At 43.4% G+C, this 22,774-nt stretch carries 17 protein-coding genes; 4 read left to right on the forward strand and 13 right to left on the reverse strand.

Translation table 11 applies throughout. From position 1 onward, the window contains the following. Window positions 1–266 precede the first annotated feature (266 nt). Both ACT29H_RS03340 and ACT29H_RS03345 read right to left on the reverse strand, forming a co-directional pair. Window positions 267–629: a hypothetical protein gene (locus ACT29H_RS03340; RefSeq protein WP_444820179.1), complete on the reverse strand. Its 363-nt coding sequence runs from the start codon at window positions 627–629 to the stop codon at window positions 267–269. After that, a complete protein-coding gene (locus ACT29H_RS03345) occupies window positions 616–1,179 on the reverse strand; it encodes an RNA polymerase sigma factor (protein ID WP_444820180.1) in 564 nt (187 codons plus the stop codon). Before ACT29H_RS03345 ends, ACT29H_RS03340 begins: the two co-directional genes overlap by 14 nt. A 145-nt stretch (window positions 1,180–1,324) precedes the next feature. On the opposite strand from ACT29H_RS03345, the gene ACT29H_RS03350 reads away from it, so the two are divergent. Further along, on the forward strand, window positions 1,325–1,726 hold the full coding sequence (locus tag ACT29H_RS03350) for a DUF6249 domain-containing protein (RefSeq protein WP_444820181.1): 402 nt from the start codon (window positions 1,325–1,327) through the stop codon (window positions 1,724–1,726). Between the two features lie 140 nt (window positions 1,727–1,866). On the opposite strand, the gene ACT29H_RS03355 is transcribed toward ACT29H_RS03350, so the two are convergent. Beyond that, the gene (locus ACT29H_RS03355; RefSeq protein WP_444820182.1) at window positions 1,867–2,892 is read right to left on the reverse strand and encodes a TQO small subunit DoxD; all 1,026 of its coding nucleotides are present in this window, start codon (window positions 2,890–2,892) and stop codon (window positions 1,867–1,869) included. 279 nt (window positions 2,893–3,171) lie between these two features. Continuing rightward, complete coding sequence (locus tag ACT29H_RS03360; protein ID WP_444820183.1) at window positions 3,172–3,561, reverse strand: hypothetical protein; 390 nt, start codon at window positions 3,559–3,561, stop codon at window positions 3,172–3,174. Window positions 3,562–3,982: 421 nt separating this feature from the next. Between ACT29H_RS03360 and ACT29H_RS03365 the strand changes: the two genes are divergently transcribed. Beyond that, the gene (locus ACT29H_RS03365) at window positions 3,983–6,589 is read left to right on the forward strand and encodes an alpha-L-rhamnosidase-related protein (protein ID WP_444820184.1); all 2,607 of its coding nucleotides are present in this window, start codon (window positions 3,983–3,985) and stop codon (window positions 6,587–6,589) included. 502 nt (window positions 6,590–7,091) lie between these two features. Further along, window positions 7,092–8,108 (forward strand): branched-chain amino acid aminotransferase, encoded by a 1,017-nt coding sequence (locus ACT29H_RS03370; RefSeq protein ID WP_444820185.1) that lies wholly within the window; start codon window positions 7,092–7,094, stop codon window positions 8,106–8,108. A 619-nt stretch (window positions 8,109–8,727) separates the two neighbouring features. Here ACT29H_RS03370 and ACT29H_RS03375 read toward each other — a convergent pair. The 9 genes from ACT29H_RS03375 to ACT29H_RS03415 all read right to left on the reverse strand — a co-directional run bounded on the left by ACT29H_RS03375 (window position 8,728) and on the right by ACT29H_RS03415 (window position 18,302). After that, the gene (locus ACT29H_RS03375) at window positions 8,728–8,985 is read right to left on the reverse strand and encodes a DUF4834 family protein (RefSeq protein ID WP_444820186.1); all 258 of its coding nucleotides are present in this window, start codon (window positions 8,983–8,985) and stop codon (window positions 8,728–8,730) included. Between the two features lie 74 nt (window positions 8,986–9,059). Next, window positions 9,060–10,751: a S41 family peptidase gene (locus ACT29H_RS03380; RefSeq protein WP_444820187.1), complete on the reverse strand. Its 1,692-nt coding sequence runs from the start codon at window positions 10,749–10,751 to the stop codon at window positions 9,060–9,062. Between the two features lie 194 nt (window positions 10,752–10,945). After that, window positions 10,946–11,395, reverse strand: coding sequence for a deoxycytidylate deaminase (locus ACT29H_RS03385; protein ID WP_444820188.1), 450 nt, complete (start codon window positions 11,393–11,395; stop codon window positions 10,946–10,948). A gap of 336 nt (window positions 11,396–11,731) precedes the next feature. Further along, window positions 11,732–12,442, reverse strand: a complete 711-nt coding sequence (locus ACT29H_RS03390) for a LytR/AlgR family response regulator transcription factor (RefSeq protein WP_444820189.1) — start codon at window positions 12,440–12,442, stop codon at window positions 11,732–11,734. Beyond that, window positions 12,435–13,451 (reverse strand): sensor histidine kinase, encoded by a 1,017-nt coding sequence (locus tag ACT29H_RS03395; RefSeq protein WP_444820190.1) that lies wholly within the window; start codon window positions 13,449–13,451, stop codon window positions 12,435–12,437. The genes ACT29H_RS03390 and ACT29H_RS03395 overlap by 8 nt, the downstream gene beginning before the upstream one ends. 165 nt (window positions 13,452–13,616) lie before the next feature. Further along, window positions 13,617–14,894 carry an Lcl C-terminal domain-containing protein gene (locus tag ACT29H_RS03400; protein ID WP_444820191.1) on the reverse strand — a complete coding sequence of 426 codons (1,278 nt, stop codon included), beginning with the start codon at window positions 14,892–14,894 and terminating at the stop codon, window positions 13,617–13,619. Between the two features lie 60 nt (window positions 14,895–14,954). After that, complete coding sequence (locus ACT29H_RS03405) at window positions 14,955–16,172, reverse strand: Lcl C-terminal domain-containing protein (protein WP_444820192.1); 1,218 nt, start codon at window positions 16,170–16,172, stop codon at window positions 14,955–14,957. 167 nt (window positions 16,173–16,339) lie between these two features. Continuing rightward, entirely contained in the window at window positions 16,340–17,389 is a 1,050-nt protein-coding gene (locus ACT29H_RS03410; RefSeq protein WP_444820193.1) for an MBL fold metallo-hydrolase, read from the reverse strand. Between the two features lie 148 nt (window positions 17,390–17,537). Further along, window positions 17,538–18,302, reverse strand: coding sequence for a peroxiredoxin-like family protein (locus ACT29H_RS03415; RefSeq protein WP_444820194.1), 765 nt, complete (start codon window positions 18,300–18,302; stop codon window positions 17,538–17,540). 347 nt (window positions 18,303–18,649) lie between these two features. On the opposite strand from ACT29H_RS03415, the gene ACT29H_RS03420 reads away from it, so the two are divergent. Then, a complete protein-coding gene (locus tag ACT29H_RS03420) occupies window positions 18,650–22,741 on the forward strand; it encodes a leucine-rich repeat domain-containing protein (RefSeq protein ID WP_444820195.1) in 4,092 nt (1,363 codons plus the stop codon). Window positions 22,742–22,774 lie beyond the last annotated feature (33 nt).

The raw sequence follows: 22,774 nt of genomic DNA on the forward strand, positions 1-22,774 counted from the left end.
GAAGCGGCCATTGCTTTTCCCACGCCAAACTCATTTCACCGCACATAAAGCAATCAAAATAATTGGTGCATTCTATCTCCCATTACCATGAGACTAGGTTTCCCCCTCTTATGGGAAACAGATTCCCCCGGTAATGGGAAACGAATTCCCCCGGCAATGGGAAATGAATTCCCTTGTCCTTAGAAATTCTTTTCAACAATATAAAACGGGATTGCGCTCTCTTGAATGGGTGCCCTCTGTCTTTTTCCAACAAAGATGAGACAACATCAATAACTACCTTTGGTTTTTTTAACCCACTGACGTAAAAAATGATCCACACCTAATAATCCCAAAATGAGAAAAGCTATGTAAAAGTAGAACAAGAAGAAATCTTTGTTTTTCAGAGAAAAGAAATTAAAAGATATGAGTTCACCAACATTAAATGAGTAGAGCTCTTTTAATAAGAAAAAGATGCCTGCCAACATCCCCAAAGAGATAATACTTATCAGCAGCAGATTAAGAACATAACTACGTCGTTCCTTCCTCCTGGCTTCAATAAATACCTTTTCCATCACCCTTGCCTCAAACCCTGCCGGTAAAGTCTCAACCTGATTTTTCAGGGCCTGTTCTATTGCTTTATCCTTCTTCATCTCCATATTTATTGATTAAGGCTACCACTTTTTTGCGGATGCGGTATAACTTTACTTTGACATTATCGGTGGTGTAGCCGGTTATTTCCGCCACATCGGCAACCGGTTTGTCCTCGAAATAATACAACGACAAAAATAATCTTTCTTCGGGATTTAATTCCCCTATTGCTTTTTCGAGCTGTGCAATCAGATGTTCATTCTGCTCCTTATTCAGCAGCTCATCAACCGATTCATCCGGAATAGATGCAAACAGTCGGTCATCATCCACCGAAACGACAATTTTTCTTTTGCGAGCATGCGAGATGGCCGAATTCCAGGCTATGCGATAAATCCATGTTGACAGTTTTGATTGTCCTCTGAAGGTGTTCAGCTTTTTATAAACTTTCAGGAATACATCCTGAGTCAACTCCTCCGCTTCTTCTTTGGATGAGACAATCTGGACAATTAATGAAAAAACCGGCTTCTGATAATACCTGACGATGGATGAAAATGCCTGCACATCTCCTTCCAGAACCCGTTTTATCACGATTGTCTCATTCGTTTCTTCCATCTTGCTTTTTTTGACGCATCCAATGGCTTTTGGTTACAGAAACCACATAAAAGCTTTTTCATCCCATTCCGGTTGTAACCAATCGATGTTACCGGCGTCAAAACGGGCAAAGAATCGATTTATTCACTTTTAATCTTATGCTATTATGGATTTTATTATGATTCCTTTGATTGTGGGAATGATCACCCTGGGCATTTACAAATTGTTCGAACTGTTTGTACGACGGAAAGAACGTTTAAAGATCATTGATAAAATGGATGGTAACTTCAATGCCGAGTTATGGCAGAAAAATTACCTGTCTACCGTCCCGCACAACCATTCTTATAACACGCTGAAAATTGCCTGTCTGCTTTTGGGTGTTGGCTTAGGATTGTTGACCGGATTTTATATTCTGGGCTCCTGGGGCAATGATATTCTATTCAATGATTCATGGCAGGCAAGAGAAACGAAAAGCATTGTTTATGGTGCTACCGTTCTCCTCTTTGGCGGCTTGGGGTTATTAATTGCTTTTTTATTGGAGCAGCGCAACGAAAAAAACAAGAAGTAAAGAGACCCTTACAAAATAAATCTTACCGGGCTTCCGGCATCATAGAGAAGACCCGGTAAGATAATTGTTTGAACTAACTCCCGGACGCATAAAAACAAAAAACGTTGCGCGGGATATTTTTCCACGAACCGCAGGCAACCTTATATTTCTGTTTCACGACTCCATTCAATCCCGCTAATATCGGTCAAGACCACTCTGTATTTGCCTTCCGGCACCTCCTTCAGCCGGGAATCCTTAATGGTCAGGATGGCTCTCGCTCCAAGAGGAATAATGAGACTGTGTTTCCCCGGCTTCACTTTGGTGACATATTGATTGGTGATACTCTCTTCCGGAAACGAAGCTAATGCATCGCCATCCAGCTTCAACACCACTTCTCCGTTTTCATCTTCCAACCTGATGCCGATCAGAAAGGATCCGTAAACATCCACCCCTTGCGAGCGGAAAACCTCAAAAGAAAGGGTATTCGCCTCTATCTTTGCATTCGCAATTTCAACCAGGGGTTTCACCGATTTATTATGCAACGAACCCCATACTCCCCCATGAAAGTACTGATTGGTAAAAAGCGTAATGAATATAATTACCAGAGATCCCGTAAGAACCATTTTGCTCAGCAAGGAATGGTTTAAGGGCAGCGAGCCGGACCCTAACCACTTAAACCACCTTTGGCTGCCAATTCCCGGCTTGTTTTTCAGCAGCCAATAATCCAGGGAATATTTGTCACTTCCGGTGAAAAAGATGGTAAAGCCGGCAGCTATGCCCAATACCCCAATCTGCCATTCGTCCAGGCAGGTGGTGCCAAGCCACCCCGATCCCATTAAAATGCCGGTGGCCAGACTCAAAACACCGATACTCATCAAGCGCGTCAGGATGCCAAACATAAAAAGCAACCCTACCACCCCTTCAATAACTGTAAAAACGACCATGGCCCACCACAACAGGTCGGGATGCGTCACCAGATATTCGATGATCGGCTTTATCCCCAATGCATTGGGCAAAAAATGGTTAAACTTCTCCCCGATATACCCTGCCGCTTCAGGGTTTAATTTGTCCGCCAAAATCAATCTTCTCCAAAAGGCTGAGAAATAGGTCCACCCTACCACCAGTCGTAAGGCCAGGATATACAAACCTCCGTTTTCGTTCAATGGTTGATTTTTATTGGTATTCATACTCATAATAGTTTGATTGTGTCAACGCTTTTTTCGAAACTGAACGTCCTCCCTATGGCAACAAGTCTTAGGGAAACAGCTTCGATTCAATTATTTAAAGCATTCTAAAACAAAAAGATTACACTTGAAGTCACAACTTAATTATTCTTGATAAATTGGGAAATAGCACCTGCTGAAACGCCTCCATCAGATATCCTCTTTCCACGCCCGGAAACCACCGATATCTACCACCTATTAAAGGCTGGCTGCAGGCCCATTAAATGGTCGTGAAGAGAAGGATTAAATCCAATCTTTTATCTTTTTAAAAAGAATATAGACCGGTATTTTCAAGGACAGCGGCCATCCCTGAGACGGGTAAAACAGCGGAATGGCAGATGGATAGTCGGGTGAAGAATATTCAACTTCGGCGGTTACAGAAGTCAACAAAGAGGTATCAACGCTCGGTTGTTCTAACGAATGATAACCAACCCGCATTTCATCCAGGCTGCAATGTGCCCCGGTATGAATGGTCGCCCTGGAGGGATTAAGCAGTTTAATAAAAGGCAGATCCAGCTCGTAACTGATAAACTTACGCACCGTACAGGAGGAAAGCACCACCAGAAAGACCATCCCCGCCACCAGAGCAAGGAGCTTTCTATCCTTTAATATGTTTTGATCCTTAGTGTCCATTATTATGGTACGCCAAGTTAAATACTGGCTTTAAGTTTTCTTTCGCTTCAATGAATCGAGCCTAACAAAAAAGATTGTCCCATCAGGAACGTGCATAATCGTGTCTTGCCAATTCCTTCAGCCCATTACTTAGATCCGTCCACTTTGCAAAAATCTCTGTCAAATTTAGCATTTTGGTTCGAATCCAATCCAAACACCAACGAAAAAACCGACAGGCTTTTCGCTTATCGCTGCTCCTTCAAGGAGTCTGGTAAATAAGCTAAAACCACACTACCTACCAAAAAGTTCCCACTTAATCTTTCAAAATGTAAAGCAATATTTTAAACAGCGTATGAACAACCAAAAGGAATATTAAGCGATTCTCTCATTTTCTTACTATTTTAGGCAACCATTATTAACGCAATTTATTTAATCTTTGAAAATGACCTCATTTAAAACTAAGTACCCGAATAAGTTGGGTAAATTTCTACTTCTATTGGTTCCCCATTTTTTATTCCAGACATTCATTGCCAATGCACAATTTACCGATTGGAAAGCAAATTGGATCTGGACATCTCAAAAAGGTCCGAATAATACCTGGGTGGATATCAGGAAAAAAATACATCTGGACTCACAGCCCTCAACCGCCATTGCTCGCATTGCTGCAGAGAATAAATACTGGTTGTTTATCAATGATTCATTAGTGGTTAATGATGGTGGATTGGAAGTACGTCCCGACTTAAACAATACTTATTATGACGAAATAGATCTGGCGCCGTTTCTTCATGCCGGAGAAAATATCATTTGCGCATTGGTATGGCATAAAGGAGGTCCGGAATGCTACACCCAAAGGATGTTGGCAGACGGTGGGTTTCTCTTCGACATGCAGTTAACAGGCACCAAGCCACAACGAGTCGTCTCCGATAAAACATGGAAAATACGGGTCGATTCAGCCTTTCTTAGAGGCGCTTTTCGATATAAATACAATGTTACTGGCTCCATCCTGTTTTCCAATGATCCTTTTGGTGGCGACCCTACGGCCGGTGTGGAAAAAGCCGGCTACCACAAACCCGCCGGAAGCACCGGGCCATGGATCCGGTGTGCGAGAGAGAATGAAACTTTTACCCTTTCACAACCCAGTGATGTCGCCTATGGCAATTCTGAAGAACCCTTAAAACAGTGGAACGACAATAAATGGCTGGCTTATCCCGTCACCTTTGATGCAAGAATTGGGAATTCGGACTGGCATCAGTTAAGCTTTGATGATTCAGAGTGGTCGTTCGCCTCCGAAAAAGGAGTTCCTCCGGTGGCGCCATGGAATCAACTCAAGCACAGAACAATTCCTTTCTTTAAAGACCATGGACTTAAGCCCTTTTTAAATGAAGCGGCCTTTCCAACCCATATAACTAAGGATACCGTTATTGTTGGCAAACTGGCTCTTAACATTCAAGGAACACCCTACCTAAAAGTGAAGGCACCGGCAGGTGTTAACATCAGAATGACCTTGAATGACTTTTATTATCAGGATTATATCACCCGAGAAGGTCTTCAGGCTTTTGAATGCCTGGCATGGCAAAACTCCAGTCAGCACAAAGTGGAATACCATTTCACCAATGTCACCGACGAAGTGGAAATTATCGAATTAAAGTTCAGACAGACTTCATATAATACGGAATTCATTGGTTCTTTTCATTCCAACGATGAAAATCTGAACACCCTTTGGGAGAAGTGCAGAAACACCTCTCTGGTCTGCATGCGGGATTATTTTTACGATTGTCCTGACCGAGAGCGTGGCCAGTGGTGGGGCGATGTCTCAGAACAGATTTTGTATTCATTCTATCTCTATGATCAGGAAAGCACCAAAATGGCCAAAAAGGCTTATCGCGAACTCATGTACACCCAAAAAGAGGATGGATCGCTTTATACTACAGCACCGGGAAAAGCCTTTAATCTCCCTGATCAAAACATTGCAGCAGTGGCTTTATTCTGGAAATATTATCTCTATACCGGCGACAAAGCCCTAATTGAAGAATTGTATCCCTATGCCAAAAAGTTTGTCCAAAAGTGTGCTTCCACCGCCAATGAGGATGGCATGTTAATCCTGGAAAAATCGGCAGGTTGGAATCTGTGGAACTGGATTGACTGGGGCAACAATCGGGATGTTCAGGATGGGAGTGCAAACACCATTTGCAACGCCATGTATATTCATCTTTTGTCGAGTATGATAAATATAGCAGAGGTCATTGGGAAAACCTCAGACATCAACTATTATGAGGCCCTCAGACAAAAGGTACAAGCCAATTTCGACCGCTATTTTTGGCGTCCGGAGGGTTATGTGTTTGGCAACAAAGATGGCATCCAGTCAGAGGTTATAGATGACCGCAGCAATGCCTGGGCGGTTATTGCCAATATGGTTGGTCCGGATAAAAAAGAGAAGGTATTGGAGGTTTTAAAAACGAAATACAATGCAAGTCCCTATCAGGAAATGTACGTCGAATTGGCCATGATTGAGCTGGATGCTACCGAAACCTTACATAGAATCAGGAACCGCTTTTCGGAAATGATTTCCAGCTGGTCCTCTACTTTATGGGAAGAATTCCCCGCCAAAAACAGCAACAATCATGCTTGGTCGGCCGGACCGGTTTACCTTTTGGGCGGTTATTATTTAGGCATTAAACCAATAAAACCCGGCTATTTAGAATTTGAATTTATGCCCAACCCGGGCGATTTAACCTCTATATCCGGAAGCGTCCCTTCGCCTCAGGGAAAAATTACTGCCGGTATCGAAGTTGCCGAAAATGGGCAACCGATTGCCCAGCATATCATCGTCCCCAACAATTCAGTTTGTATAATGGGCATTCCCAAATCCATAGGCAAAGACAACATCTCGTTGGAGAATATTAGGGTCAATTCAAAAAAATTCCTGAAAAAACGAAAAGCTTTTGCTAAAAAGGGAGTGCAGTTCTATGAAGAAACAGATGCGTATATAAAATTCAAATTACTGCCCGGAGATTGGAGTTTTAGCGTAAACAACCCAAAAGGAAAGTAGATTTTGTCAATCAATCAAAAAAACGATTCGAATGCATATCATGGAAGGGCGGAACAGTTGGGTCAATGACCGGGCTTGATCACCTTTTCACCCTTCGTTAGTTTCATGCAGCGCCACAATTCAAAGGTTCTCAACCATTCTTGTTTGCGCTTTCAATGATTTACTAATATCCCACCTGCCCGAAAGTGACATCCCCAACCGGGGGTGACACTTCGGGCAGATGGGAATAAATTTAAAAGCAGCCATCGGTAATCCTATTGGTGCAAAAGGGCCAATTCGATGCGATAGGCGTTTTTTTGCCGGGATGACATCACGTATCAATGATTCACCTTTATTATTGGTTCTCCTCTCAAATCAACACAGTTTCCATCCTCCTTTATGAATCACTAATAATACAATCTTTCCCAAAATAAATTTTCCCGAACCTAACAATCCTCATGTACCATTACGGAAAAATCCTTAACTTTAAGCTCTCTAAATACGGATAGTAAAGTAATTTATCATGAATATAGACTGGTCAAATTTATCATTCAGTTATCTGGATACCGACTACAATGTTCGGTGTTATTATCGCAACGGAAAATGGGGCGAGTTGGAAGTCTCATCGTCTTCTCAGATCAACATTCACATGGCGGCCACGGCGCTGCACTACGGACAGGAAGCGTTTGAAGGCCTTAAAGCCTTTAGGGGAAAAGACGGCAGGATCAGAATTTTCAGGATAGAAGATAATGCACGTCGTTTGTTATCCTCGTCAGACGGCATCATGATGGCCGAGGTGCCGGAAGAGCTGTTTGTCAAAGCGGTGAAGAAAGTGGTAAAGCTCAACGCGCATTTTGTCCCGCCCTATGAATCGGGAGCATCGCTTTATATCCGTCCTCTGTTGATTGGTAGCGGTCCCAAAGTGGGGGTTCAGCCGGCCGATGAATATCTGTTTCTGGTGTTTGTTACTCCGGTAGGTCCCTATTTTAAAGAAGGATTTAAGCTCACCAACATTGCGGTGATGCGGGAATATGACCGTGCAGCACCCCAAGGTACCGGAAACATCAAAGTGGGTGGTAACTATGCAGCCAGTCTGAGAGCCGGTATGCTGGCCAAAGAAAAAGGCTATTCAGCGGTATTGTATCTCGACAGTCGCGAGAAAAAATACATTGATGAGTGCGGACCTGCCAACTTCTTTGGCATCAAAAACAACACCTATATCACCCCTGAATCGCGTTCCATATTGCCGTCCATCACCAACAAAAGTCTGATTCAGATGGCGCAGGATATGGGCCTGAAAACCGAACGGCGTCCTATTCCTTTCGAAGAAATAGGCACCTTTGAGGAAGTGGGACAATGCGGAACCGCAGCGGTAATTAGTCCGGTGGGTAAAATCGACGACCTGGACAACAACAAATCTTACAGTTTCTCCAAAGACGGCAAACCCGGACCCATCAGCACAAAGCTGTATCATAAATTAAGAGCCATTCAGTATGGTGATGAGCCCGATCCGTATGGTTGGGTAACCATTCTCGAATAAAACTCAAAAGGAGGAAAATAAAATTGTTTTCCTCCTTTTTCTTTTCGTCACAAACACAACTGCACCACTCGAATCTGGTTGCAGCGCTCCAATTTGTCCTTTTCGAACAAAAAATTCGTGCCCATCGTCCGGCAGTTTCATGCCCATCATTTGTCCAAATGATGCGCATCATTTTATAATTTCATGCGCATCAAATTCCCGTTCCATAAGCATCTTTTTCGTAATCCTTGCGCATGAACCGGGCATAACGAAGCAAGGTTGTGATAAAAATGAAGGCATAAAGGCTTAAAACCCTTGCATACCCGTTACTTTAAACCCGAATAATGCATTAGAATTTCGTCGTGAGAATTAAAAGTGCAATCAATCAAGAACTTGTTGAAATGAGGCATAGCACCGCTATGGTGAATTGAAACAAGTTAGCTTGCGACTTGATTGGCAGCGATTTTAATTCGTAATAGATTTTCTAATGCATTTTTCGGGTTAACCCTTTTAGCCATAGGAGCCTTTTTGACAAGGGTATTCTGAATGAGGAAAAAAGTTCTGGTGAATTAATACAAAAAGTCCCACCCAAAATGATGGGTAGGACTCAAATCTTTCCTTCAACGAAAAATATTTCTACTTATTCAATCTCCTCGTAATCCACATATTCACCTTTGGGGCCTTTATTTTGAGATGTTTTGGAGCTGCCGGGGGTGTACTCGATGGTTACTTTACCCTCTTCTTTTTTTCGTTGATTAACGAAATCTTTTTGTGCCCTCTCCTGTCTGTTTTGCATATTTCGCACCTGTCGCGAAATAAAGAAAGGAAACAGATACCGAACAATCAGTTTGATCAGGTAATAAATTAGTATGGTATATATAATAACTCGAAACAACATTCCTCTCACAATTTAAATTAACATCAGGAGCCTTTAATACCTACCGATCCGGCTCCGTTTCCCCAATTCCTCATCTACAAGGCAGCGGCAGGGCTGACTTCAGCCTCATCTGCCGGATCCTCTACTGTATGTAAAATAGAATCTCTCACCCCGCTTTTTATCACTTCCAAAGCTTTATTCAACACCTCATCCTGCTCTCTGATGATGGGATAAAAACCTTCATTGTCCAGGATGTTTCGGGCAATGTAGGCCTTGGTCTCATTGACGATGAGTTTTTTGGATATCTGATATTGTGCCGCATTGAATTTCACCTTTTCTTTCTTTGCAAAAGCCACTAATAAATCGCCTATGGGTTGGCTGTCGAGATAAGCCTTCAACTCATCAACGGTTTCAAACCTGGATAGTTCGTTCCGGTTGCGGTCGGAATAATCGAGCGCAAATTTGTAGATAGATCCCGACTCCCGGAGGTTGAAATAGTAGTCGGTGAAATGGGTGGTATCTCTTCCCACAAAAACATCCGGCATGATACCGCCACCCCCGTAAACAATACGTCCGCCCAAAGTTTTGTAGACCAGTGAATCATTAACGGTGATGCTGTCTCTGTTGAAGAATTCGCCATGTTCGTAGCGATAGAAAATGTCTTTATAGTAATCTTCTATGCCTTTGGTATAAGGCTTCTGGATGCAACGCCCACTGGGGGTGTAATATCTGGCCACGGTAAGTCTGAGGGCCCCACCATCGGGCAAGGGAAACTGCTGCTGTACCAGTCCTTTTCCAAACGATCGGCGACCGATGACCAACCCACGGTCGTTATCCTGCATGGCGCCTGCAAAGATTTCGCTGGCCGAAGCACTGAATTCATCGATCAACACCGTCACGTCCATATCTTTACAGGAACCGCTGCCGTTGGCATGCACTTCCTGTCTTGGGCTGTGGACTCCTTCGGTGTAAACAATCATATTGCCCCTATCCAAAAATTCATTGACCATGCTGATGGCAATGTCCAGATACCCCCCCGAGTTTCCTCTCAGGTCAACGATAACATGACTGCAACTGTGAGCTTTCAGTTTTGCCAGGGCCCCTAACAGTTCCTGATAAGTGTTCCGTGCAAAACGATTGATTTTCACATAGCCGATGGAATCATCGATCATATAGGAGACATCCACGCTGTATAACGGAATACTGCCTCTGGTAATCTCAAAATTGATGAGTTTATTTCTGTTTTTTCTTTTTATTCCGACATTTACTTTGGTTCCAATATCACCTCTCAGCATCCCCACGACATCGTTGGTCGGCATGCTTACGCCGGCAATTACCGAGTCGTTAACCGTAATGATGCGATCGCCGGGCAGGATTCCCACTTTTTCGGAGGGGCCACCCGACACCACGCTAATAACCATGACGGTATCGTTCTGCATGCTGAACTCCACGCCGATACCTCCGAATTTACCTTCCAGTTCCTGGTTGGCGGCTTGCAGATCTTTGGGAGGAATGTAAACAGAGTGGGGGTCAAGGTTTTTGAGCACTTCAGGAATAACCTTTTCTTCAAGATTATCCACATTAATACTATCCACATATTGCTCTTTGATCAGGTCAATGATGGACTGAATCTTACCCGATTGCGGATACAGCAAGAGTCGCCGTCCGGGATCGCCTGCGCCGGCAGGCATGGTGATGCGGCCCACCCACATTCCCAAAACCAGAACGATGGCCAGTATGATAGGATAATAAATTTGTCTGGAAGTGTTTTTTTTCTGTTCTGTCATCTTATTTCTTCTATTATGATTTGTTGCTACCCGTCAGGATGGTGGGATAAGGTTCTGTTGGTCAACAATGGCACAAGGTTACCGTCTGTAAATATCAGAGACAACCCGCGCGTCAGGGGCTTCAACCGATACTCCCGACACGGCAATGACCTTTTTTCTTATCAAATATTATACCCAAAACAGCGTCGAGGTGATCATCCTTCTTCCTCTACCTGCACCACTTCGATATGGGCCCGTTTCAAAAGGTTGATGCCGTCTTCTACCCGATATTTTTCGGAAAAGACCACCCTTCTGATGCCGGCCTGGATGATGAGCTTGGCACATTCGATACAAGGCGAAGAGGTCACATAGAGAGTGGCGCCATCGGAGCTATTGCCCGATCGTGCCACTTTGGTGATGGCATTGGCTTCAGCATGTAATACGTAAGGCTTTGTCTTGTTGTTGTGGTCCTCACAGTCGTTTTCGAAGCCTGAGGGTGTCCCGTTATATCCGTCGCTGATAATCATTTTGTCGCGTACCAGCAGAGCCCCCACCTGCCGGCGGCGGCAGTAGCTGTTTTGTGCCCATATTCTGGCCATGGCCAGATATCGTCGATCGAGCAGCTCCTGCTTGGTAACATTTTCCGGTTTTTCTGAGATTCCCATAATAATCATTAAAAGGTAGTGCCACAAAAATAACAAAGAAAGTGACTTGCGGTTGTATGTTGAGATAAGTTTTTCATCTTCAAGAGAAAGAAAACCGCCATGGTCCATGCCCTAATGCCGGAAAAAGAAAAATATAATGACGATAAAAAATGACCGTTTTAACCCGAATAATGCATTGGAACTTCGTCATGAGAATTAAAAGAGCAATCAATCAAGAACTTGTTGAAATGAGGCATAGCATCGCTATGGTGAATGGAAACAAGTTAGCTTGCGACTTGATTGGCAGCAATTTTATTTCGTAATAGATTTTCTAATGCATTTTTCGGGTTTAACTTATTAAATCACAAAGTTATCATCGATATATCCCTGTACTCTTTCTTTATATTGCTCACTGATGGGGATCCGAACCTCGTCAAAGATAATCTGAGATCGTTCAATCATTGTTATTTTATTAAGATTCACGACATAAGACCGATGTACCCGGGCAAAAGAATCAGGCGGAAGGATGCTTTCGATCTTTTTCATGCTCAGCAAGGTCATCACCGGCTTGGCATTTTCAAGAAAGAACCGCAGATAGCCTCTGTTGCCTTCGATGTATCGGATTTTATCCAGTTCAATGCGAATTATTTTATACTCCGACTTAATGAAGATGTGGCTGGGGGTAGAGTTCAGTTTTTCCTCCAAATGTTTCTGTTTAAAATGGGAAAGGGCTTTATTGGCAGCCTTAACGAACGAAGCATAGTCGATGGGTTTCAGGATGTAATCCAGTGCATCCAGCTTAAAGCCATCAATGGCATAATCGCTGTAAGCTGTGGTAAAGATGATGTCCGGGCGGGGCGACAAAGCCTTAACCAGTTCAATGCCGTTGATTTTAGGCATTTGGATATCCACAAACATAAGATCAACCTCATGGTTACTCAAATATTCCATGGCCTCCATGGCATTTTCGAAGGCTCCGGCCAATTCCAGAAACGGGGTTTCATGGATATACTCTGTTATTTGCCGCAGGGCCAGAGGCTCATCATCTATGGCGATACACTTAATCATGACTTAACGGAATTTTCAGGATAACGCCAAATTCCCTTTGGCCATCGGAAATATCCAACGAATAATTGTTCTGGTAAAGCAACATCAGCTGTTTTTTGAGGTTCGTCAACCCCACCCCTGTTTTCCCGGGCGATGGCTGATTAGGCGCCAATTTACTGTTCTTTACTTCGAAAATCAATGTATTCTCCATTACTTGTGCTGAGATGGAGACAAAGCAAGGCACGGAAGAATCGACCCCATGCTTGAAGGCATTCTCCACCAGCGAAACAAAAAGTAAAGATGGAATGGTTTTATGTTTTTCGTTAACATCAAGGGAAACATCCATGTGCACCTTATCCGAATAGCGGATTCGCATTAGGTCGACATACGATTTCAGGAATTCAAATTCTTTCCCGATGGTTGAAGTCCCGCTTTTGGACTCATTCAGCAAATGTCGCATCAGCGTGGATAACTGAACAACCGATTTCTGCGCCTGGTCGGCATCGAACCGGATTAAAGCATGAATGTTATTCAAGGTGTTCATGAAAAAGTGGGGACTGATTTGATTCCTCAAAAAGGAAAGTTCGGTTTGCAGATGCATATTGTCTTTCTGCTCCCGTATTTTTTCTTCCTTTTCTCGTTGAATCAAGAGTTTTATGGCATTATTAAATCCCACCACCAGGAAAGAAATAAGCACATTGGTCGCCAGCCGGTATTCGGCCGACAAGCCCGGCAATCGACGGGGAAACGCCGGCGGGGCCTGGCCAAGCCACTTAAAAACAAGTCCCTGGAATATCTTCAGGTAGGGACTGGCCAAGGCAACTCCTGCCACTAAAAGAGAAACCGAAAGGAAATAAATCAACGTTCTCTTTTTCAGTAACAGTTGTGGAACCAACAAACTGTTGTTGATTAAAAAAACCACGAGAAAAGGGACCAGCCGAATCCATTCCATGTAAACTCTTGAGCTGCTAAAATCACGTGCTCCCTGAAGTGTAAACACCGGCAAAAACATCACAAATAGCCAAATCATGGCATAGATTATATTTTCCCGGTGGTTTTTCAACAATATTCTACCAATGCTTTTCAATAATCTTATTGTTCTAAAATTGCAAATTAATGGATTGTTGGAACTTAGATTTAAAACAAAAGCGAACTATGACAAAAATTTCACCATTAGGACATAGTCACCGCTTTTTTATTCATCGATATTCCTAACGCACCGCACAAAGTTATAAACATATCGGATATCGCCCTGCGGACCAAAATATTGAGGGTAATCCTCCGGGTCTCCACTCTTGGGATCGCTGCGCTGACACCCTGCACCATGCACATCCATAACACTACCGTTCATCTCCCCGAGTCCTTCCCCAAAAGCAACATAGACTGCACTTGAATAGGGATTGACCCCATCCTGATGGGTTGTACTGGTCCAGAAAAACGGGTAATGGCCTCCACTCCCATCAGGATAATTTATTTCGGTGGTTTCAAAAACCGGATCAATGGCAGGGAAATTGGTTGTTTGCGGCGAACGGGAATAATCGACAATACTTTGCAGCTCCTTGGCATTGGGTAAACGCCAGTCGGTATATCCGGCCAACTCCAGGGTTTCGGCATACGCCAACGCTTCCTGCCAGTTCCGTGGCTGACCATCATCGGCCTTTTGCCACATCAATCCCGTAGCCAAATCACTCACCGTTCCATCGCCATTGTCCACAAGGTTGTTTTGTCCGTATTGGGTATTGCCGCGAACCATGCGAAAATACATTTTATTGGGGTCCCCTGTCGCGGGGGAATATTTGGGATACCCTTTAATCCTTCCATCGATAAAGTTGACGCCAAAAACGGTTTCATCGTTTTTCATGGTTCGTCCGACATATTGAGTAGCCGACCATGTTTGAGCATCGATTTCCCGTTCACCTATTGACACATCGCCCAAAGGTTGTTCAAAATAGTTGGTATCAATAAACAACTCCACAGCTTTTTCTCCATTAACCCTCCCACTGAACAAGATGAGTGAATATAACTCTTTAATGGTTGGAACCCGCCAGTCGGTATAGCCGGCAAGCGTAGAACTTTCTGCCTTCTCAATAGCTTCGGCAAAAGATATTTTTTCACCCATCGACAGTTCCCACATCAAACCGGTAACGTTGTCGGTAATGGTTCCGTCGCCGTTGTCGGTATAGTTGGGTTTATTACCTGCATATTGAGCATCTTGCCCGAAAAAGGACTCTCCAGCTTCGGGACAGTCAATCAGCGATGAATTGTCGGAACAAAATTCCTGTTGTGTATCCACTATTGGATAGGTTAAACCGGTGATAGGTCCGGTGGTTCCGAAATGATCTGTGTTCTCTTTATCATCTGTAGGATCCGTATCATCAATACTCTCATTAGAACAGCCCACCAATGAAGCCATTACTATTAAAGCACTGAATGAAAAAGCGCTCAATGATTTTAATTTGTTTTCCAGGTTCATAAGTATCAAGTTTTCTAAAACATCAGTTCGCTCAATCTGTCAAAACAGAGGGCGCCACATCTATTTAATATCCCGAACCATTCTGACGAAATTATAGATTCGGATAACATCTCCCTGCGGGCCATGTCCCTGAGGAAAATCGTCGGGATTACCGGCTTTGGGGTCACTTCGCTGAGCCCCTGCACCATGTACATCCATGAGCTGAACGTTATTGTTCCGTCTGGTTTTCATAAATCCCATTGCCTCACCGAAACAGAAGTATACCGCATTGCGGCCCCCTCTCTGCCCCACATGGGTTGTAGAGGTCCAATAAAAGGGGACGTTGTCTCCGTTACCTTCATCTTTAATTTTAGTCACCTCAAAAACAGGATTAATGGCAGGCTGTGAGTCCACCCGCTGCGAAACGGAATAATCCACCAAACTATGTAGTTCCTTCGCATTGGGAAGTCGCCAGTCACTGTATCCCAAATAGTTTTGCTCATTCATTTGCTGAACCCATGCCAATGCCTCTTCCCAGTTCATCCCTTTCCTGCTATCCTCTTTCGTCCACATCAAACCTGTGGCCACATCGGATATGGTGGCGTCACCGTTATCGACGAAGTTATTTTTACCAAAATCGTGATTCCCTCTGACAAAGCGAACGGTAAACATCTTATCTCCTCTCGGGGAAGTGACGGGATATCCTTTGATGCGCCCGTCGGCAAAGTTGACGCCAAAGACCGTAGTGTTGCGCCCCATGGTTTTACCTGTGTAAAGGGTTGATGACAACATTTGAGTGTCGATAACACGATCGCCGTTGGCACCATATTCAAAATCAAAATAATTGGTATCAATAAAGGGAATTGCCAGAGGGGGTAGCTTCGACATATCCCTGGCACTGACATCTACCCCACTGAAAAGAATTAAAGAATAAGCTTCTTTAATGGTAGGAATCCTCCAGTCGGTATAATTGGCCTGATTAAAGGATCTGACCTTTTCCACCGCTTCGGCATACGTCATCACCTCAAAACCTTTTTGCCACATTAGTCCGGTCACATTGTCGGTGATAGTCCCATCACCATTGTCGGTGTAGGAAGGTTGCAGACCATCGAACTGCGCATCCTGACCATAAAATGCTTCTCCTTTTACCGGTGCGGTAATCTCTGTTTGATTGTTATAACATTTTTTCTGGCCGGTATCCACGATGGGGTACTGACCTATAGCCTCAGTGGTTTGTGCTTCAGCAGGCATTAAACAGCCCCAAAGCACCATTGAGAAAGATAATATTTGACGTCTCATTCGCGTATATTTTTTTATTGGTTTGTTTTAAAGCCTTTTATGTCGAAATCTGAAGAAAAATGCCATCCCGCAACACTGAAATTTTTTTAAATCCCCTTCTGCCTGTGCACGATGATGCAGTTTCTTGTTATGCCAAACTTAAGTTGATCATGGAAAGCCTCTCCAAATTATTTTAGCATAAACACCTTTCCATCGACAGAAACTGTAAGGAAGTCTCCTGCAATAATGACCTCTCCCTTAAACTGTTCCGCAATTTTCGCTTTGGTAGCTGCCTGGTCGATTTCTACGTTGGGAAGATGGGTGATGACCAGTGTTTTAACCTCTGCTTCGGCAGCCATCCTGGCACCTTCTTCAATGGTTGCATGGACACTGTTTCCGGGCCGGCTTTTGGCGGCGGCCAAATTTTCTCGTCGAAAGGTCCTGCTGGCATTTCCTTGTTGAGCACTCGTTCTCGAAACACTTTGCGTTTGTGCTCCATTGCCTCTTTTTCGGATGACCTGGCAGTCGAGTACCAGCACATCCGCCCCTTTGGCGAGTTTTGGCAGGTTGGAGCTATAGGTCAAATCGCCGGATATCACAATCGACTTTCCATTGGCATCGAATCGATAAGCCAGCGTATAAATGGAATGCGGAACTTCGGTGGTGGTAATCTGAACACCCTTATAGGTAAAAGAATGGTCGCCCTCAAGCTCTTTGAGGACCGCATTCATATTGTTTGCATCGAACGATTGCCCTTTGTTGCTCATGCGGTATTCGAGATCTTCCCGATAAAATTCAACGACATAATCGGTCATCTTCCGTATAGGCGGAGGGCCCGTAATCAGGAAGCTCTTCCCGGCCATTAACTGTTGATGGACCATCGGGATAAACTCCTCGTTATGATCTAAATGGTGATGAGTGATCAGCAGCGCATCAGGTCCGTATCGGCGCGTCAATGCCAGTTTTTCAAGTTGGGACCTTGTGCCATTGCCCATATCCACAAGAAATGTGGTACCGTTAAACTGTACCAGAGCCGAGGGTCCCGATCGTTCGGGATTGTAAAGAGGATTCCCCGAACCTATAATGGTAACACTAAAATCGGCGCCTTTGAAGAGCTCTTTCGAATCGTTCCGTTCCGCGGCAGACATGAAACCGGATGGCTCACAGTCCTTCTTCTCTTGGGCATTGACGGGCATAATCAAAAAACACCCCAGTACCCAAAACAATAATTTTCTCATGGCAATAAGTTTTAACCTGATAAGCTACAAACTAACCATTTATTGCCTCGAGAAAAAAAAGGAATTGATGTACCGGGGTATTTTATCTACGTTTAGGTCTATTTCAGCCATCCCTGTGCGATGGGATAGCTTTATCGGCGATGAAGAGTTATCGTTTCATCTTTTTGAGGAAGGCAGTTATTTCAGTGGGCTCGGCACGATTTCGATAGTCGGCATCCAGAAAGGCATACTCAATTACTCCATCTGAATTTATGATATAGGTAGCCGCCAATGGCAGTTCGTTGGATGTATCACCGTTGTAACTGTTTAGGTCAAATTTCTCATTGTAAATTCTGGCTACCTCATCAGTAAGTTTATAGACCACGCCATACTCTCTGGCCACATGGTTGCCCACATCACTCAATACTTCAAAGTCGAGCTGATGTTTTTCACTTGTGGAAATGGACTGGTCGGGCAACTCGGGCGTTAAGGCAATCAAGGTTGCCCCCTGCGCCTTTATGTTGGGTAACTCATCCTGCAGAAACCGCAGATTAATGTTGCAATAGGGGCACCATCCGCCACGATACCATACCAACACAACAGGGCCCTTCGCCAGATAGTCCTGAAGCGAGACCTCTTCTCCTGTCGCATTTTTAAGGGTAAAATCGGGGGCCTTGTCTCCCACATTTTTGGCAGCCTCCACAACTCCGCTCTGTGCCACGGCCATTAATCCTTCGCCGTAAATCTTCTTGATCTTTTCATCAGCGCTCTTCTCAAAGTCACTTTTACGCCCCATCAGAGCCTCGGTCTGAGTAATAATACTTTTATCTTTCATTGCATTTTCTTTTTCTTTCGTTGACCGGTTGCCCGGCTTGGTATTACATGCTGATGCCAACACCAACATACATAAGAGTAAGCTTTTCATTTTCTCCATTTCAACTTTTTTTATTCATGATAAATCTGCCTCCTAAGATTCCAAAGGGCATGATAACAACACTATTAACAAACCAATCAACTTCTTTGTTGCAGAAACCTCTAAACTTACAGCAATCCATAACTTCCCAATTCTTTCCGGACACAACTCATGAGCATTAGCGCATCTATTATGACAAATAGAAGAACTCAAATGGTGTAATAATTCCATCCAATACAAAACAAATTATTTACATATATATTAATTCCATAAGAGTTCAAATACCCTGTTATCCCCTTGAACATTTTCTATATACATGTGTTTTTAACACTTTAAATCATAATCTCTAATCACAAATTATATTTCTTATGAAAAACTATTTACTACTATTTATCGTGCTTTTTTGTTTGTCAAAAACCGCTAATGCGAAAAGCATAGGCATTTACCCTAACCTGTTAAGTGCTTCTTCGGAAGAATCCATTAACCCCTTTACCGGTTCCCCCAACTACTTAATACCCGAAAAATCCGAACTGAAATCAAGTGAGGATACCGGCAGCCGAGAAACCGACTCGCTGGCCCTGGTGGCTTTATATAACCAAAATGGAGGTGAAAGCTGGACCAACAAAGAAAACTGGCTGACAGGTCCGCTGAATACCTGGGAAAACATTACCGTTGAAGATGGACGAGTGACGGCTCTCAAACTTAGCAATAATAATCTATCCGGTGAAATCACATCCGAAATAGGTAGCCTCACGAAATTGGAGCATTTGTCAATACCTGGAAACAACCTGACAGGAACCGTTCCCGAATCCATAAAAAATTTAACCTCCCTTCGAGTAATCAATATGTCAAAAAATAACTTAAGCGGAACATTTCCAAGCATAAGCAATCTCAATGATTTGTTATATTTATATTTGCCCGACAACAATTTTACGGACCTATTATTCTTTCCTGATTCTCTGGAATCGATTAAATATATCTCTTTAAAAAACAATTACCTCTCTTTTGAGGATCTGGAGCCGATTATGAGCTACGCCCCTTCTTTCTCCATTTTCACATACCATCCGCAAAAAACAAAGGATGAAGATACAACAATCGTAGTGGGAGTCGGCCAACCTCTTCAGCTGGATTTCCTGCTCGGAGGATCTCAGAACAAATATGTATGGTATCGGAATGACATCAAGATAGACAGCGCGGGTCACTCTCTTTTCTTTGAAAATGCAGATACTTCCACAGTAGGAGATTACTATTGTGAGGCAACCAGCGAACTGGTACCGGACCTATCCATCCGTTCCAGAACTTTTTCGGTATTTGTTGAATATCCTGCCAACCCCGTCGATTCAATGGCTTTAGTGGCCCTGTATAATCAAAATGGCGGAGAAAACTGGAAAGCTAAAGGAAACTGGCTCTCCGGGCCTATGAAAACCTGGGAAAACGTCACCGTTGAATTTGGTCGTGTGGTGGAACTCAAATTAATGAACAACAGACTTTCCGGTGAATGGTGTGCAGAATTAACCAACCTAACAGAATTGAAAAAACTCAATTTATCCATCAATGATATTTCAGGAAGTATTCCTTCAGACATTGACAAATTGACTAAATTGGAAGAACTCAATTTGAGTTGGACCGACATGACGGGAGAAATACCGACGGCAATCACTAACCTGTCGCAACTAAGGAATCTCAATTTGTCCAATAATCAATTTTCCGGAGAGATACCTGCTAACATTGGCCTCCTAAACCAATTGGAAAATCTTAATCTATTCAAGACTAACCTAACAGGAGAAATCCCGGCTGAAATAGGGAATCTCACCAACCTCAAATTTCTTGACCTGAGCGGCAATGACCTTTCCGGAACCGTACCGCCGACCATTAACAACCTGACGTCTCTGAACAATATGGATCTTTCATCCAACAATTTAAACGGCACATTCCCTGATATCAGCGATATCAGCAATTTGTTGACTCTGGATATCGGAAATAATAATTTCTCTGATATTTCTTCCCTATCCGAATCTTTAGATCAATTAAAATACGTATTTCTACCGAACAATTACCTCGATTTTGAAGATTTAGAACCATTAATGGACAAAGCTTCTTCGCTTTATGCCTTCCAATACTCACCTCAAAAAACCGCAGGTAAGGATACTTCCATTCTTTTATTGCCGGAAGAACCTCTGCAACTGGAATTCTTTGTTGGAGGATCTCAAAACAAATACATCTGGTACCGTGATGACATCAAAATCGACAGCACCGGATATTCTCTGATCATTAACAATGCAGACACCTCCACATCAGGTGTTTACCGTTGCGAGGTTACCAACAATCTGGTGCCTGATTTAACATTTAAATCCGGGAATTTTACAGTTTTCGTCAGATACCCTGCCAATACTACCGATTCGTTAGCCTTAGTGGCTTTATACAATCAAAACGGAGGGGAAACCTGGAAGGCCAAAGAAAACTGGCTCTCAGGCCCACTGGATACATGGGAAAACGTCACGGTTGAAAATGGTCGGGTAACAGAATTGAATCTAAAAAGTAATAACCTGTCCGGTGAATGGTGTCCGGAATTAGATAATTTGTCGAAGCTTAAAACCTTAAATTTAGCATCAAACGATATTTCAGGGAGCCTGCCTGCAGAAATCCACCAACTGACTGAATTGGAAACGTTGGATTTAAGCTGGAATGAATTGGAGGGAACTATCCCGGGTGAAATAACCAATCTGAAAAATCTTAATAGCTTAAACCTGAATCAAAATGATTTTTCCGGAGAATTACCTGCCAACATTGACAATCTCACTCAGTTGGAATATCTGGATCTTTCATGGAACAAATTATCCGGAACCATTCCGGAAAATATTGGGAATTTATCCAACCTTTATTCTCTGAAGTTAAACGCCAATGACCTTTCAGGAGAAATCCCGGAAACCATTGGGAATCTCACCAATCTTAAAGAGCTGTCTTTAAGCTCAAATGATTTACACGGCCCAATTCCCAATTCAATTAATAACCTTTTGTTTCTTTCAAGGTTAGAACTTGCATTTAATCAGTTGAGCGGAAACTTCCCGGACATCAGCAATTTAACTAATCTTTACTACCTTAAACTGGACGAAAATGAGCTTACCGGCATACCACACCTGCCGGAATCCCTTGAATCAATAAGAATCCTTTATTTACAGTATAATTACCTCTCTTTTGCTGATCTGGAACCATTAATGGAAGAATCCTTTTCAATATTCAGATATTCTCCGCAAAGGACTTATGACAAGGATTCATCTGTTGTTGTTTATTCCGGCGATCCACTTAAACTGGTTTTCCCTACCGGAGGAACGCAAACCAATTATGTCTGGTATAAAGACAATAACCAACTAGACATCAGCAACTCTGTTCTATATATCGAAAATACTGACTTATCCCACGAGGGGGTTTACTATTGTGAAGCCACCAATGATCTGGTGTCGAACTTAACCCTATCCTCATGGAAATTCAACGTTTCTGTGCATTTCCGCGCCAATACCACCGATTCTCTGGCTCTGGTCGCCCTATATAACCAATGCGGCGGCGAAAACTGGACCGCTCAAGAGAACTGGCTGACCGGGCCTATGAATACCTGGGAAAACGTGACCACCCAAAATGGCAGAGTAACCGAACTAAACCTGAAGAATGTTGGCCTGTCGGGTAAACTTTGTCCTGAGCTCTCCGACCTCACGGCCTTACAAGTATTGGATTTGTCAGAAAATTACCTAACAGGCGATTTGCCTGATGATATGAATAATCTAACCGAATTAAAATTCCTGGATATTTCAGGAAATGAACTGACGGGACTTTCCAATCTTTCTTCCGTAACAGGCCTCACAAACCTGTTTGTGTCCGACAACTATCTAACCTTTGAAGACCTCGAACCATTAATGGGTCAGGTCTCTTCAATGGACAATTTGGTTTATGCTCCCCAAAAAACGCCGGAAGATACTACCATCAATGTGGTGATAGGCAAAACACTCAATCTGGACTTCTCCATTGGTGGTTCCCAGAACACGTACACCTGGTACAAGGACGATGCCCTACTCGACAACCCCTACCGTTCTTTGGTGGTAGAAACCGCAGTGGAGACGGATGCCGGAACCTACTATTGCGAAGTTTCCAACGATTTGGTCCCCGATCTGACCATCCGTTCGCGAAAATATATTGTAACCGTTTCACCCGACACGTATGTATCGTCGATTGAAGAATATGGTATCCGCATCGCACCTAATCCGTCTACTGGTCGTTTTACGTTGTATAACATCCAGGAAATTCGTGAAATTGCCATTTTCAACATTAAAGGAGAGCAAATCTTCTTTACCCAAAACAGCGACGGATCGGAAAAAATAACGATCCATCTTAACCACAAAGGCCTGTTCATTCTTCACCTTAAAACGGTGAGCGGGGTAATACTGACCGATAAGATTGTGGTTCGTTAAAAGGAGCACAAAAAAGAAAAGGGGGCTGTCTCG

The sequence above is a fragment of the Thermophagus sp. OGC60D27 genome (assembly GCF_052400625.1).
In the GTDB taxonomy this organism is placed as follows: Bacteria; Bacteroidota; Bacteroidia; order Bacteroidales; family Marinilabiliaceae; genus Thermophagus.